Genomic DNA, 14118 nt, shown 5'->3' with positions numbered 1-14118 from the left:
TCCAAACAAAACAAAAGGCAGTGCCAAAATGACACTGCCTTCATGATTGCATCTGACAGGGTGCAGGTAGTTATGCTCTATGTTTAATCCGCTACCGGGAAGCGCATGGTAACGAATTCTTCCGCTGCCGACGGATGCACCGCGACGGTCTGGTCGAACTGGGCCTTGGTTGCGCCAAGGCGCACCGCGATGCCGATGCCCTGAATGATTTCGGCAGCGTCGGGGCCGACCATGTGCGCACCAAGGACGACGTCGGTGGTTTTATCGACGACGAGTTTCATCAGCGTTTTTTCATCCCGACCCGAAAGGGTATGGCGCATCGGTTTGAAGGTTGATTTGTAGATTTCAACCGGTCCGCCCTTTGCGCGTGCCTCTTCCTCGCTCAGACCAACAGTCCCGACCGGGGGCTGGCTGAAGACGGCGGTCGGGATCGCGGCATAGGACATCGACCACGGCTTGCCGCCAAAGACGGTATCGGCAAAGGCCATGCCTTCCTTGATCGCGACCGGGGTCAGTTGCACATGGTCGGTCACATCACCAACCGCATAGACGTTCGGAACACTGGTTTGCAGGCCCTTGTTGATTTTGACCGCACCGTTATCGTTGGTTTCGATCCCGACAGCCTCAAGCCCAAGGCCCTTGGTATTGGGGGCACGACCGGTGGCGAACATCACGGCGTCGACTTCCATGTCGCCCCCGCCCGTCAGGGTCAGTTTCAGGCTGCCATCGGACTGCTTTTCAATCGCGGTGACATTGGTGTTGAAGCGCAGATCGACACCCTTTTTGACGATTTCCTCGGCCAGATGGTTGCGGATATCGTGATCAAAACCACGCAGAATCTGATCACCGCGATAAAGCTGTGTGACGCGCGACCCGAGCCCGGCAAAAATCCCGGCAAATTCAACCGCGATATAACCACCGCCAACCACGACAATGCGTTTTGGCAGGTCTTCGAGGTGAAAGGCCTCGTTCGAGGAAATCGCATGTTCGATGCCCGGAATGTCGGGCAGCGTAGGATGACCGCCAACCGCGATCAGGATGCGTTCGGCGGTGACTTCCTCGCCCCCCACAACAACGGTATGGGCGTCCTTGAAGGTTGCGCGATGTTCGAACAGCTTGACGTTCGAACCGGCCAGAAGCTTGTGATAGATGCCATTCAGGCGATCAATTTCCGCATCCTTGTTGGCGATCAGCTTTTTCCAGCTAAAGCTGGGCTCGCCCGGAAGGGTCCAGCCATAGGCCGCCGCGTCTTCGAAATCCTCGGCAAAATGTGCGCCGTAAACCAGAAGCTTTTTGGGCACACAGCCACGAATGACACAGGTGCCGCCAACGCGGCTTTCCTCGGCAATCGCGACCTTTGCGCCATAGCCAGATGCAACGCGCGCGGCCCGCACGCCGCCCGATCCGGCACCGATGACAAACAGGTCAAAATCATAGTCCGACATGCGGAATTCCTTATTCTTGGTCATTTGGTAATATGGCGCCAAATGTAAGGCGGAATTCACAAGAGTCGAGGCAAAAGCCGAGAAAAATTCCGTTTTCACCGGACTGTGATATCATTGTTGGCAATCTGGCGGTCCTTCCCCTCCAAGGCACAAGAGGTTGCCATGCATGACGGTCTTGTTCTGTTTGGAATCCTAAGCGCCCTTTTGATCGGGGCAGTCAGTCCGGGACCGAGCTTTGTGATGGTCAGCCGGATTGCGGTGACGTCATCGCGCCGTGATGGACTGGCGGCAAGCCTTGGCATGGGGGTTGGCGGGGCATTATTTGCCAGCCTTGCTGTGCTTGGCCTGACGGCGCTTTTATCGCAGGTAAGCTGGCTTTATCTGGTGTTTAAAATTGCCGGCGGGTCGTATCTGGTGTTTCTGGGCATCAAGATATGGCGCCATGCGTCAGAACCCCTGATCATGGATACGGCGGCGATGAATGCCGGACCACAGGAAATACCCCCGCGACCGGCACATAAATCATTCAGGAAATCATTCGGGCTGGCGATGCTGACCCAGATCAGCAATCCGAAAACCGCAATTGTCTATGCCAGTATTTTTGCAAGCCTTTTGCCTGCCAATCCGCCGCTTTGGATGTTGATGATCCTGCCGCCGCTGATTTTCATGATCGAGGCCGGATGGTATGCCATTGTCGCCATTGTGTTTTCGGGGCGGCATGCCAAACGTGCCTATCTTGGAGGGAAAACATGGATTGACCGCTTTGCGGGGCTGGTGCTTGGCGCGCTTGGCCTGCGGTTGATTACCGATGGATTGCGGCCATAGGATCAGCACGCTCAACCGGGTAAGGGCCTTTGCGAATTGCAACTTTGTCGCTATATGCAGAAGAATGATCGCGCAAGTAAACCTGCACGACACACAACACAGGAACAACGCCCATGAGTGACCGGATGACAGGTCAGGACGCATCGTTTGACAATGCCCCGCAATATGCAGATACGCGCGGCGGCAATACGGCTGTCGTCTGCTACGGCCTGATGATCGCGACCCTGTTTACCGTCTTTGCCACCGGTTTGATCGCGCTGATTATTGCCTATGTCGCGCGCGAGGATGATGATCACTGGGCCAACAGCCATTACACATTCATCATCCGCACATTCTGGATCAGCATCCTTTATGCGATCATTCTGGGCTTCTTCACCTTCGTGATCGGATGGGTGCCACTTCTGGGCTGGGCGATTGTCGGGCTGATGGCGCTTTATACCACCGCGTGGTTTATCGGACGCAACGTGATTGGCGTTTTGCGCGCCCTTAACGGCAGCCCGATTGATAATCCGAAAAGCTGGTTCTTCGGATAAGATCACACTGATTTGGCGCAATCGGTTTTGCCCGATTGCGCCCGACTCCCACCCCCGTTAAAGTCGGGTTTGCGGACGCACACACGACACGGACAGGGAGTCGCATCGCCATGGGTTCGATGCAACCGGCCAAAATGCGCTGGGAAAATCTGCTTTCACCACACCGGCTTGATTTTCGGGATGGCAAAATCCGCCTGCCCGATGGCGATCCGCATCCAAGCCCGGATGGCAGAAGCCCGTTCCAGATCGATGTCGACCGGATCATTTTTTCATCCTCGTTCCGCCGTCTTCAGAACAAGACACAGGTCCACCCACTTTCGGAAAATGACCATGTGCATACCCGCCTGACCCACACGATCGAGGTCGGATCGGTCGGGCAGTCGCTGGGGCTTATGGCCGGTGCGCATATCGTCAAGCATCTGCCCAAAGGAAGCCCGATCACCATTGCCGATATCGGTTACATGGTGCAGGCCGCGTGTCTTGCGCATGATATCGGCAACCCGCCATTCGGCCATTCGGGCGAGGATGCGATCAATGAATGGTTCACCACATCGCGCCTTGCCAAGGAAGAACTGACCGGGCGGTTGACCGGACCGGAGCTTGAAGATTTACGGCATTTCGAGGGGAATGCGCAGGGGTTGCGCATCATCAGCCAGCTTGAGATGAAGCGGTTTGACGGCGGGCTTAACCTGACTTACGGGACGCTCGGCAGCTTCATCAAATATCCGCGCAGCACATCGGTCCCCGATGCGCGCCGTCGCGAGTATACCGGCCTCAAAAAGCCCGGATATTATCAGGCAGAGCGCGACATCGCCCATGCGATTGCCAATGTCTGCGGACTATCACCGCTTGACGGGTTTGACGGCGCGTGGCGACGCCATCCGCTGGTCTATCTGGTCGAGGCGGCCGATGATATTTGCTATTCGGTGGTCGATCTTGAAGATGGCTGGGAGCTTAACTGTGTCAGTTTCGAGCAGGTCGAACGCGCCCTTGCCCCGATTGCCCGCCACCCGGAAAAATATGAAGGCGACGCCGAAAAACGCTGGGCCGATCTGCGGGCCGAGCCATGGTATGCCGAAAAATCCGAAGATGACCGGATCGGCTTTTTGCGTGGCAAGGCGATTGGCAATCTGGTGAAGGCGGCGGTTGATGCCTTTATCGAGCATGAGGATGCGTTGCTTTCGGGCACGCTGGAAGGCGATCTGCTGGCCAATACGCCGCTTGGCAAGGATGCCAAAAACTGCAAGATGCTGGCGGTTGAACGGATTTATAATGCGCCGCATGTCCTGCCGATTGAAATGGCCGGGTTCGAGGTCATCAATGGCCTGCTTGACAGCTTTGTCCGGGCCGCGATTGACATTGAAGAACATCAGAAACATGGCAAACGCCTGCCGCCGCAGGCCGACCGGATCGACAAGCTTCTGTCGGGCAAGCTTTCGGAAGCCGACGGGCTTTATGCCCGGATAATGCGGGTGATGGATTACATTTCCGGCATGACGGACCGCTATGCGGTGACGCTGTTTCGCAAACTTCAGGGCATTACGATTTAACGGAAATACCGTCTAATGCATTGAGAAACATATAAAATTTGTCAAAATAAGTTTCTGCCAGGAGCTTTTGATGGGAATTTTTTCCATCATTCTTGAAAATAGTTCTTGATTTGTTCTTTTTCTTGTGGCATAAAGATAAAGTCAACAGGACAAATGGGTCCGGAGACAAAACCCGCAAAGCGTGATTCGCTTTTGTGGGTTTTTTGCGTTTCGGGCGGCAAAAACAGGAATGGGATGATGATGGGGCAGCGATCTGACGGGATGAAATGGCGGGGGCGGCGTCGTCAAAGGGACGCCATTGGCGCATGGAAAAGTCATTACGGCGGTTGTGCGTTTGGGCCGTGAGGCCGCGGAAAATTTACGAAAACGGGTGTTTATCATGACGGGAGAAATGTGCCCTTGGGGCAAGGGTGTTTGAACGAGGCAGCGAGAGCCGGGGCGAGGCGAAGCTGGTTAGGTCCAGCTCAGTCCAAGTCCGGGGCCAGTTCGGTCGGTGAAGCGTGACAATGCCGAGAATCAGCGGGCCCGAATTGCGCCCGGATTGGGTCGGCACGGGATCGTTTGGCCGGGTTGCCGGGGTGGCAAGCAGGATCGGTTGTCAGCGGGCCGATGGATCGTTCGGAGATGCCGACAGGCCGGTGATCGATGGCGGGATTTGTGTGTCTGCCATGCGGCAACGTTGTTGCCCTTGGGGTGAGGTGCGTTTTGGGGCAACCGAGAGCGAGCGTCGTTCGGGGCCGCGGGGACCGTCCGGGGCGTGGTCCGTCCGGTCGGTGGCGTTTGGTGATGCCGGGGGCAGCGTGGCTGGATTGGCCTGGTGATTGATCAAATCGTCATTCCGGGCGAAGCGCAGCGTAGACCCGGAATCCATGCCCGATTGGAAGAGACTGGATTCCCGCCTTCGCGGGAATGACGATCTGCTTGGGAATGCTGATTGGGAATGTTTTGCCCGCAATCTGAAAAGCCCGGCACAAGGACCGGGCTTTTGATTTTCAGATGATGTAGTGGATGCCGCATTCGGTCTTGTCCTGTCCGGCCCAGCGACCGGCACGGACATCGGTTGAATTGGGATCAACGCGATCGGTGCATGGCATGCAGCCGATGGACAGGAAACCTTCGGCTTCCAGCGGATGGTGTGGCAAGGCGCGGTTGTCAAAGATATCTTCGATGTCAGACCGGTTATAGCCCGCCAGCGGATTGATCTTGATCCGGGTTCCGGCGGTTTCGATCACGGGCAGTTGCCCGCGTTCGCCACCATGGAAACGCTTGCGCCCGGTCAGCCACGCGTCATAGCCCTTAAGCGCACGTTGCAGCGGTTCGACCTTGCGCAGATAGCAGCATTTGGCGGTATCCGTGGCAAACAGCATGCCGTTGGGATCGTCCGCCGCCAGAAGCGTTTCATCCGGGCGCATGATCTGGATATTGGTCAGGCCAAGCTGATCAACGAGCTGTTCACGATAGCGATGGGTTTCGCCAAACAGCTTGCGGGTATCAAGGAAGATCACCGGCAGGTTCGGGTCGACCTCGGACACAAGCGCGAGCAGTGCCGCGGCCTCTGTCCCGAAGGACGAGGTCATGGTGATTTTGCCATTGAATTCCTCGTGCACCATCGGCTCGATCAGGGAAATGCCCTGCAAGTGGCCGTATCGCGACAGCAGATCAGCCGCGCGGACTTCGGCCTCCTCGACCGACATCGAGCCGCCGGTGACAATGTCTTCTTCGCGCATGACTGTCATCACAACCATCCCCGACGGTCGATATAATCGTCCGTCATTTTCAGAAGCTGTTTCATATCCGCCCCGTCGGCCTTCCATTTTTCACGCTGATCGGAAAGCTCGCGCAGGCGCTGATCCCATTTGGGCACCAGCCAGTTTTCAATCGCATGGCGGATACGGCCGGCCAGTCGCGGGCTGTGCCCGTTGGTCGACACCGTAATCATCAGATCACCGCGCGTGACCCGCGCCGGCGAGAAAAAATCACAGTATTCCTTGACGTCCTCGACATTGGCGATCGTGCCGACGGCCTTGGCGATGGCGGCCAGTTCGGCGGCCTTTTCATGCGGCAAATCAACAATAAACATGATCGCGGCCGCGTTGACATCGGCCGAATTCGGGAGATAGCGGTGCAGCCGGTCGCCGGCCTGGTCCACCAGTTCGGCAATCGGGTCTTCGGCATAAACGGTGACGTATTTCGCCCCATCACCGTCAAGCTGGCGCAAACGGTTCAGGGTTGCCTGACCGTTGCCCACCAGCGCGACCGAAAGCCGCGCAAGGTCCAGATTGATGGGAAACATCGTCGATCCTCAAAAGAAAGTTTCTGTTGGTTGATTAAGACTATGGGTGTGTATATCGGATAATTCAATACATTTTTTATGTGTTTTATATTTATAGAACACTATTTATTGCGTTAATAAATCCATGATCCGGCCCCGATGCCGGACGTAGAAATCGGACGCAGAAACGTTGCGGTGAAGCTTTTCCTGCACTTTTTGAAATTTCACCCTATATTGGGCGCGAAATTAAGCGCTTCGCATGACAAAGAGATCCCGCCGATGTCCTCGATTGAGCAAACCAGCAGCGTATCATCCCCCGCCCCTGCCACCGGTTCCGTCGCCCCCACCCCGCACAGGAATGTTGCGATGTGGCTGTTTTTTGTGGCGGCCATGGTGTTCATCATGGTGGTGATTGGCGGCCTGACGCGGCTGACCGAGTCCGGGCTCTCCATTGTGGAATGGCGGCCCTTTACCGGGATCATCCCGCCAATGAACGAGGCGGACTGGATGGCGCTTTATCAGCAATACAGCCAGTATCCCGAATTCCAGAAGATCAATGCCTGGATGTCGGTCGAGGATTTCAAATCGATCTTCTGGCTGGAATTCATTCACCGGCTTTGGGGCCGGTTGATTGGCGTTGTGTTCTTTGTGCCCTTCGTCTGGTTCCTTGCCAAAAAATCCATTGATGGCGCGACCAAGTGGAAGCTTTGGGGCCTGTTCATCCTTGGCGGTTTGCAGGGTGCGATGGGCTGGTACATGGTCATGAGCGGCCTTGTCGACCGCCCCGATGTCAGCCAGTACCGCCTGACCGCGCATTTCGGTCTGGCGCTGGTGATTTTCATCGCGTTGATGTGGGTCGGGTTTAACCAATATGCCCCGCGCGGGATGGCAACCCATGCCTCGAAACGCGGCTGGCAGCTTCTGGCGCTGATCGTGTTTGCCGCCCTTTCGGGCGGCTTTGTTGCCGGGATCAATGCCGGGCATACCTATAACACCTTCCCGCTGATGGACGGGCAACTGATCCCCGACGGGCTGTTTGTCTATAGCCCGGCATGGCTGGCACCGTTTGAGGACCATATGACGGTGCAGTGGGATCACCGGTGGCTCGCGAAACTGACCTTTGTCATGGTGATCCTGTTCTGGTGGCGTGCCGGGAAATGGGACCTGACGCCACAACAACGCCTTGCCACCCATCTGGTGCTGGCGGCGGTTTGCCTTCAGGTGACATTGGGGATTTCAACACTGCTGAGTGTTGTGTGGTTGCCGCTGGGTGTGGCGCATCAGGCGGGTGCGGTTGTGCTTGTCGGGGCGATGACTTATGCGGTCTATACCTTGACGGAGACATGCCCTGGTAACGGGGATTGATCCGGGTCTGCCCCGCCGATCAAAACCCGTTCCAGCAAACTAGCCGTTGTTATTGACGTCCATCATGGTCGATCACGGTATCCAGTGAAATGAAATAGCCCGGTTCGTAGGCAAAGGGCATGAAGCGTTCGTACATTTCGCGGAACGTGGCATTTGCGTCCAGATCAGGGAAAAGATCAGGATGAAACCAGGCAGCAAATTTCTGGATCGCGACGAAGTCGAATGGTGTGCCATAGAATTGGTGCCAGATCGCATGAACGTGCCCCCGGGATACGGCCTGCAGGTTTCGGAAGGCAGGCCGATCCATCAAGGCCGCAAGGCTTTTGCGGGCTTCGGCCATATCGGCGGATGGTCCAACATTTACAAAACGATGGATGTCAGATTCCTGTGCCCAGTTGGAGCCCGTCACAACAACATGGTCCGGATTTGCCGCAACCAGAAGTTCGGGGTTTAGCGAACCGAATTTTTCCCCCAGATATTGGCTCCCGAGATTTTCCCCGCCGGCCCGTTCGATCATCTCGCCGAAATTGACGGCCCCGAATGTCCGGCAACATTCTATGTCACCTGAAATACCCGGTGCGCGCTCGATAAAGACCAAAGGTTTTTCTGGCTTGGCCTTTGCCAGCGTATCCTCAACTCTGGCGAGTTGAGCCCGGCGGTAGGCAATGAATTCGGATGCTTTCTTTTCTGCGCCGAAAATGTCCCCCAGCAAGGCAATGCTGGGTTCTGTGTTCCGGTCGGCATCAATCCGAAAATCAAGAACGACAACCGCAATCCCGGCAGCTTCCGCCTTTTGGATCAGACCGTTTTCAACGGCAGGGCGGTACGCTTCAAGATTGAGGGTAAGAATATCGGGACGCAGGGCAATGGCGGCTTCCAGGTCAAATGTGCCTGACGGGATGTATCCGAACTGCGGCAGACCGGCGATATGCGGAAATACTTTCAGATAAGCCGCATATGTATCCGCATCCTTTAGCAGCAGGTCGTTTCGCCAACCGACAACCCTGTCGAAGGCCTCTTTTCCTTTCAGCGCCGCGACAACGCTCATTTGACGGGCCTCGCCAATCAGCACCCGTTCAACCGGCAGCGAAAATTCAACCTTGCGCCCGGCAATGTCCGTGAAGGTACGGGTTTCCGCCTGTGCAGACCATGCTGAAATACCGGTAAAGACGAGGGCCAGAAAGGCCCCCGTCAATTTCCGAAACCGGCGCGCGACTTCTTTCTGTCTGGGATCAGCTTTCATGTTTCAGTTATCCTCTAGAAAGCCATTCTTGCCTCGACAAAGAAGGTGCGGGGTGCTCCGACATAAATTCCGCCATTATTTTCCACACTGGCGCGCGTATAGTAACGACGATCAAACAGGTTCTTGATCCCGCCCGCGAGACGAAGGTTAAGATCGTCGTCACTGAAATCACGTTCGACCCTAACATTCCAGTATGCAAATCCCGGGATCATGCCGGTTTTGCCATCTGCGCTGGCTTCGCGGATGTTTGAATCATCGGAATATTGTTCGGACTGGGCATAGCCATCAAGATTGAAAACCCATTCTTCAAGCGCATAGCGCGCACCGACCGAACCGACATGGGCGGAATAAAGCCCAAGATCGTTTCCAGTATTTTCGCCGGATTCCCGCGTTGCCTTTGTATAGGTATAGTTCGCGTAGACGCTCAGGCCCGCGATTGCACCGTTCCAATTGGCAAAATCATAGGCAATGCCACCTTCAAAACCGCGATGCAGGGATTCGCCCTTGTTCACATTCATGCCGACTGTGGAATCAAATTCGATCTGGTTTTGGAAATCGATCAGAAACAGCGTCCCCTCGGTCGAGAAACCACCGGTTTGGAAGCGCGTACCGACTTCATAAGTATCGGCCTTTTCCGGTTCAAGCGGGTTATCGGCAGAAGTTCCCAGTGACAGATGTTCGACACTGGCAAAAGACCGGCCATAGTTACCAAACATCATCCAGTCGGGAGTTGCCTGATAGGCAATCTGCAACGAAGGCAACGGCTCCCGGTAGTCTTCCTTGTCCTTGAAACCATTCAGATAGTTATAGCGTTCGATATCAACCATCTCGAACCGGATGCCCGGGGTAAACGACCAGTTTCCATATTCGATACGGTCATCGACATAAAATGCATGTGCATTGGTCCGCCCGGCAGTGTCACGATTAAGGCTTTCAGCCGCTGCAAACGGATTGGTTCCTGCGGCAAAATTGCGCCTATAGCGTTTTTCCCGGGCACTTTCATGAATGAAGCGATATCCGACCGTCCATTCATGATCCAGAACCCCCGTTTCGGCCCATGCGGAATAACGAGGTTCGAAGCCGTAAACGTCATAGCGGCGCGGCAAGCGTTCCAGCCGTGTCATGGTTGCGTCGTCGCCAAGTGCCGAAAGCTGGAATTCCCGGGTGCTGTGCGTGTAATATCCTTTGACCTCAAGCTCCTGATCGTCACTTATCTCGTTGACATAGCCCAGTACAACTTCCTCTCGGCTGCCGTCGAACTTTTCGTAGGAATGCGTGGACTGGAACGGGTCTTCGGAGAACGCGGCCTGGCTCAGCGGCCCCGGTAGATCGGCATCCGCACGGTAGGCATGAACCCGGCCTTCAAGACGCTGGTTATCGGTCAATGCCAACCTGTATTTGACCATGGCATCGTCGATATCCTTCTGATCATTTTCGCGGAAGCCGCTGCCATGATTGGCACTGCCAAGAAATGCCAGCCCCGAACCGTTGTCGGTCGAACCTCCGACCAGAAAATCGGCCTGTCCCTGCCCCGTGCCGCCAGCACCATCCCAGAATTCGCCGCGCGTGGTTATTTCCCCGCCGAAATCATCGGGAATGTCCTTGGTCACAAAGTTCAGAACGCCGCCGACATTCTGCGGACCAAAACGGACGGAACCGCCCCCGCGCACCAGATCAATCGCCTTGAGATTGCCAAGTGCGGTCGGAGCCAGCGAAAGCTGCGGCTGTCCGTATGGCGCATTGGCAAGCGGCACCCCATCAAGCAGGACAGTTGTTCTTGGTGTCAGGCGGGACCCAAGACCGCGGACGCCGATATTCAGGGCAAAATCACCGCTGCCGGTACCATTGTTTTCCGGAACAATTACACCGGGCATGCGTCGCATGATTTCCCGGATCGAGGTCGCCCCGGATTCCTCGATTTCCTGTTCCCGGATCGCATTCCGTGCCCCCGGATGACGACGCACGATTTCCTCGTCTGCATCGCCAAGCCAGTCACCGGTTACCGTAAGCGGCGCCAGAATCTCGCCTGCGTCGCTATCGGTTTGTTCCGCTATATTTTCTTCCTGTGCTGACAGGTCCGGGGAAATGACTGTCACCCCCAGAAGCGTCATCACACCAAAAGACTTCGACATTCCGAGTATACGCTTTGACCACATATCTGTTTTTGAACTCCTGAAACACAAATTCCGGTCGGTGGTCTCTTTGCATATTGCGATAATGCGTATCATTCTTATCCAAGGGACGTAGTGAAACCATCCATGTCACAAATCAGGACAGGCACAGGTGCCACATCCAACGCCGCCAATCATCCAGGCGCGATAAACTCGCCCGGAAAAACAATGGTACCCCCTTTGGCTTGTCCGTCGGAGTGACCGGTTGCTTGCAAGGCAAAGCATTCGGCCAGAAATTTCCCCGCAGACAGGCCGATCATCGAACTCCCCCGATTGGAAGCATGCATGCACCGCCGCAGGGAATTTGCATTTTATGAAAACAAAAAACAATAAGAAAATGCGAATAAGACGCATAATCCTGATAGCAAGGGTAATTCGCGCGCCCGGAACGGCCTGAGAGTGGCTTAGGTCACCTTTCGCTCGAACGCCTTCAACGTTTGTTCCAGATGACGGCGCAGCACAGTATGGGCAAGGTCCAGATCACCCGTCTGGATGTGCCGCAGCACCTGAATATGTTCGTTGAGCGATTTTTCGATCCTTGCGCGCTGCAGGCGATCAAATGCCGATAGCTCCCGAAGATAGCGCAATTCGTTCTGCATTCTGACCGCCTGCAGGATGAAGCGGTTCCCGGACCATGCGGCAACCGCTTCATGGAAGGAAGAATTGAGGTTCAGCCAGTCTGGTCTGCTGATTTCATTGTCATCCTCTGTCTGTGCGAGAATTTTCTCGTGTGCAGCAAGGAGGGAGACCAGTTCATCCGGCTCGGCGTGATAGCCGGGCTCCATCAGCCCGGCAAGCTCAACCGCCAGTCGGAAGCGATAGCTTTCCGCCAGACTTTCGGAACTGTCGAGCGAATCCACGAAAGCCCAGCCATGACCGCGCTGCCGATGCACGAGCCCAAGCGAAGACAGTTGCGCCAGCGCCTTGCGGATCGTTCCCCTGGGCACCTTGTATCGCTCGGTCAGTTCGTTTTCTGAAACTTCCTGTGATATTTGCCCCACCGAACGGTCCCTGAGGATTTGCTGTTTGAGGCTTTCCGTCTCGCTGGCGCTTAACAGATTCAGATACTGTTCGGTGTTCAGATCGACCGCGACCACAAACCCCTTGTTCGGAATAAGCCGGACGAGCTGCTTGTCCTGCAGAATTTCCAGTGCTGCCCGCATGGGGGAACGGGAAACACCGAACCTGGTAGCCAGCGACTTCTCATTGATTGAATGACCCGTGCGCCATCCCTCCTTCTTTGCAAGAAGCAGGATTTGCCGAGCAACATCAATCTGCAGGGCGCTCGGACCGGTTTCGGTAGTCATGAAGTCTATTCCTCTCAAGCTTGCCGCCAAAAGCAGCAAGAGATTCAATGCGTAGGGTTTGAACCAGCGATCTTGAGGTTATGAGCCAGACGGGCATCAATAAAAAGGGGTTTTACAAACAACCTCACCCCTCCTCGCGATGAAGTACCTTCCTGATCCGGCGCATCGATATCCAGATGGCGGCAAGGACCACCGGCACGGCGATGCCGGTGGCGACGCGGTCGTTGATTGGAAGGCCGGTATCCTTTAGCGCCTTGAACAGATATCCCAGAAGCCCGACGGCGTAATAGGTGATCGCCGCCACCGACAGGCCTTCGACGGTTTGTTGCAGGCGCAGTTGCAGTTTCACGCGGCGGTCCATGCTGGCCAGCAGGTCGCGGTTTTGGGCTTCGAGCAGGATATCGACCCGGGTGCGCAGCAGGTTGTTGGCACGGGCCACCCGTTTCGAGAGGACTTCGAGGCGGTCACCGATATTCTGGCATGTGCGCATCGCGGGTGCCAGACGGCGTTCCATGAATTCGGTCATGGTTTGCAGGCCTTCGACGCGTTCTTCGCGCAGTTCGACAAGGCGGGCCTGCAGGATGCGGTAATAGGCGCGCGCGGCACTGAAACGGTAATTCAGCGATGCGGCCATTTCTTCGGTCTGGGCGGCAAGGTCGGTCAGTTTTTGCAGGGTGCCTTCGTCGTCGGTGTGCGATTTGCTGGCCATTTCGGCGGTGATCGAGGACAGCCGGGTATCGATTTCCGAGACCTTGGGTGTTGCGCAATGGGCCAGCGGAAAGGCCAGCAAGGCCATCATGCGATAGACCTCGATTTCCTTGAGCCGCTGGATCAGACGCCCGGCCTGCAGGACCTCAAGCCCCTGATCGCGGATCAGGATGCGGCCAAAGCCATCGCCATGCAGGCGAAAATCGGTCCAGACCATCGCCGTGCCCCCCAAAACGCGGCTGCCGGTCAGGCCGTTATGATCAAACAGGCGCGATACTTCATCAGACGAGCGTTCATCGCGATCCATCGCGATGTGCAAGCCCACCAGAAGCTGCCCCGGCGTGGCTTCAAGCCAGTCCTGCGGGATCAGGTTGATGACCGGGTCATCAAACGGATGATCAAAGGCGGCCTGCCGTTTGAAGACATAGACCGTGAATTCCGCATGGCGTTCCCAGATGACGGAAAAGCCGTCGCACTGGGCTTCGTAATATTTCTGATCGGATGCCGGGGGTGTCAGGCTGTATCGTTGACAGAAGCCCTGAAAATGGTCGCGGACATCGGTATCAAGTTCCTCGCCCGCGTGAAAGGCGATGCAGGTGCAGCGGGCCGGGCTTTGTACCCCGCCAAACGGGCGGGCATGGATTTCGTTATGAAGGGCGACACGCTGGGGATGTTCAACAAACATTGCCACGGGCTTTC

At 56.0% G+C, this 14118-nt stretch carries 12 protein-coding genes; 5 read left to right on the top strand and 7 right to left on the bottom strand.

Annotated features, from left to right (window positions below; genetic code table 11):
* Nucleotides 1-83: 83 nt before the first annotated feature.
* Complete coding sequence (gene gor, locus R1T41_RS11965) at nucleotides 84-1445, bottom strand: glutathione-disulfide reductase (protein WP_317337231.1); 1362 nt, start codon at nucleotides 1443-1445, stop codon at nucleotides 84-86.
* A gap of 162 nt (nucleotides 1446-1607) precedes the next feature.
* On the opposite strand from gor, the gene R1T41_RS11960 reads away from it, so the two are divergent.
* The 4 genes from R1T41_RS11960 (at nucleotide 1608) to R1T41_RS11945 (ending at nucleotide 5174) form a co-directional block, all read left to right on the top strand.
* Complete coding sequence (locus tag R1T41_RS11960) at nucleotides 1608-2270, top strand: LysE family translocator (RefSeq protein ID WP_062952278.1); 663 nt, start codon at nucleotides 1608-1610, stop codon at nucleotides 2268-2270.
* 113 nt (nucleotides 2271-2383) lie between these two features.
* Entirely contained in the window at nucleotides 2384-2803 is a 420-nt protein-coding gene (locus tag R1T41_RS11955; RefSeq protein WP_317337230.1) for a hypothetical protein, read from the top strand.
* A gap of 110 nt (nucleotides 2804-2913) precedes the next feature.
* The gene (locus R1T41_RS11950) at nucleotides 2914-4353 is read left to right on the top strand and encodes a deoxyguanosinetriphosphate triphosphohydrolase (RefSeq protein ID WP_317337228.1); all 1440 of its coding nucleotides are present in this window, start codon (nucleotides 2914-2916) and stop codon (nucleotides 4351-4353) included.
* 506 nt (nucleotides 4354-4859) lie between these two features.
* The gene (locus R1T41_RS11945; RefSeq protein ID WP_317337227.1) at nucleotides 4860-5174 is read left to right on the top strand and encodes a hypothetical protein; all 315 of its coding nucleotides are present in this window, start codon (nucleotides 4860-4862) and stop codon (nucleotides 5172-5174) included.
* A gap of 171 nt (nucleotides 5175-5345) precedes the next feature.
* Here R1T41_RS11945 and R1T41_RS11940 read toward each other — a convergent pair whose 3' ends face one another.
* Entirely contained in the window at nucleotides 5346-6089 is a 744-nt protein-coding gene (locus R1T41_RS11940; protein ID WP_297206188.1) for a phosphoadenylyl-sulfate reductase, read from the bottom strand.
* On the bottom strand, nucleotides 6089-6646 hold the full coding sequence (locus R1T41_RS11935; RefSeq protein WP_062951485.1) for a bifunctional precorrin-2 dehydrogenase/sirohydrochlorin ferrochelatase: 558 nt from the start codon (nucleotides 6644-6646) through the stop codon (nucleotides 6089-6091). The genes R1T41_RS11940 and R1T41_RS11935 overlap by 1 nt, the downstream gene beginning before the upstream one ends.
* A 258-nt stretch (nucleotides 6647-6904) precedes the next feature.
* Between R1T41_RS11935 and R1T41_RS11930 the strand changes: the two genes are divergently transcribed.
* The gene (locus tag R1T41_RS11930; RefSeq protein WP_317337226.1) at nucleotides 6905-7990 is read left to right on the top strand and encodes a COX15/CtaA family protein; all 1086 of its coding nucleotides are present in this window, start codon (nucleotides 6905-6907) and stop codon (nucleotides 7988-7990) included.
* A 49-nt stretch (nucleotides 7991-8039) separates the two neighbouring features.
* On the opposite strand, the gene R1T41_RS11925 is transcribed toward R1T41_RS11930, so the two are convergent.
* The 4 genes from R1T41_RS11925 to R1T41_RS11910 form a co-directional block, all read right to left on the bottom strand.
* The gene (locus R1T41_RS11925) at nucleotides 8040-9233 is read right to left on the bottom strand and encodes an ABC transporter substrate-binding protein (protein WP_317337224.1); all 1194 of its coding nucleotides are present in this window, start codon (nucleotides 9231-9233) and stop codon (nucleotides 8040-8042) included.
* A 14-nt stretch (nucleotides 9234-9247) separates the two neighbouring features.
* Entirely contained in the window at nucleotides 9248-11365 is a 2118-nt protein-coding gene (locus R1T41_RS11920) for a TonB-dependent siderophore receptor (RefSeq protein ID WP_317337222.1), read from the bottom strand.
* Between the two features lie 443 nt (nucleotides 11366-11808).
* Nucleotides 11809-12711, bottom strand: coding sequence for a GntR family transcriptional regulator (locus tag R1T41_RS11915; RefSeq protein ID WP_317337221.1), 903 nt, complete (start codon nucleotides 12709-12711; stop codon nucleotides 11809-11811).
* 124 nt (nucleotides 12712-12835) lie between these two features.
* Nucleotides 12836-14104, bottom strand: coding sequence for a DUF3422 domain-containing protein (locus tag R1T41_RS11910; protein WP_317341576.1), 1269 nt, complete (start codon nucleotides 14102-14104; stop codon nucleotides 12836-12838).
* Nucleotides 14105-14118 lie beyond the last annotated feature (14 nt).

Source organism: Thalassospira lucentensis, assembly GCF_032921865.1.
Lineage (GTDB): Bacteria > Pseudomonadota > Alphaproteobacteria > Rhodospirillales > Thalassospiraceae > Thalassospira > Thalassospira lucentensis_A.
This window is presented reverse-complemented; position numbering and strand designations above follow the sequence as displayed.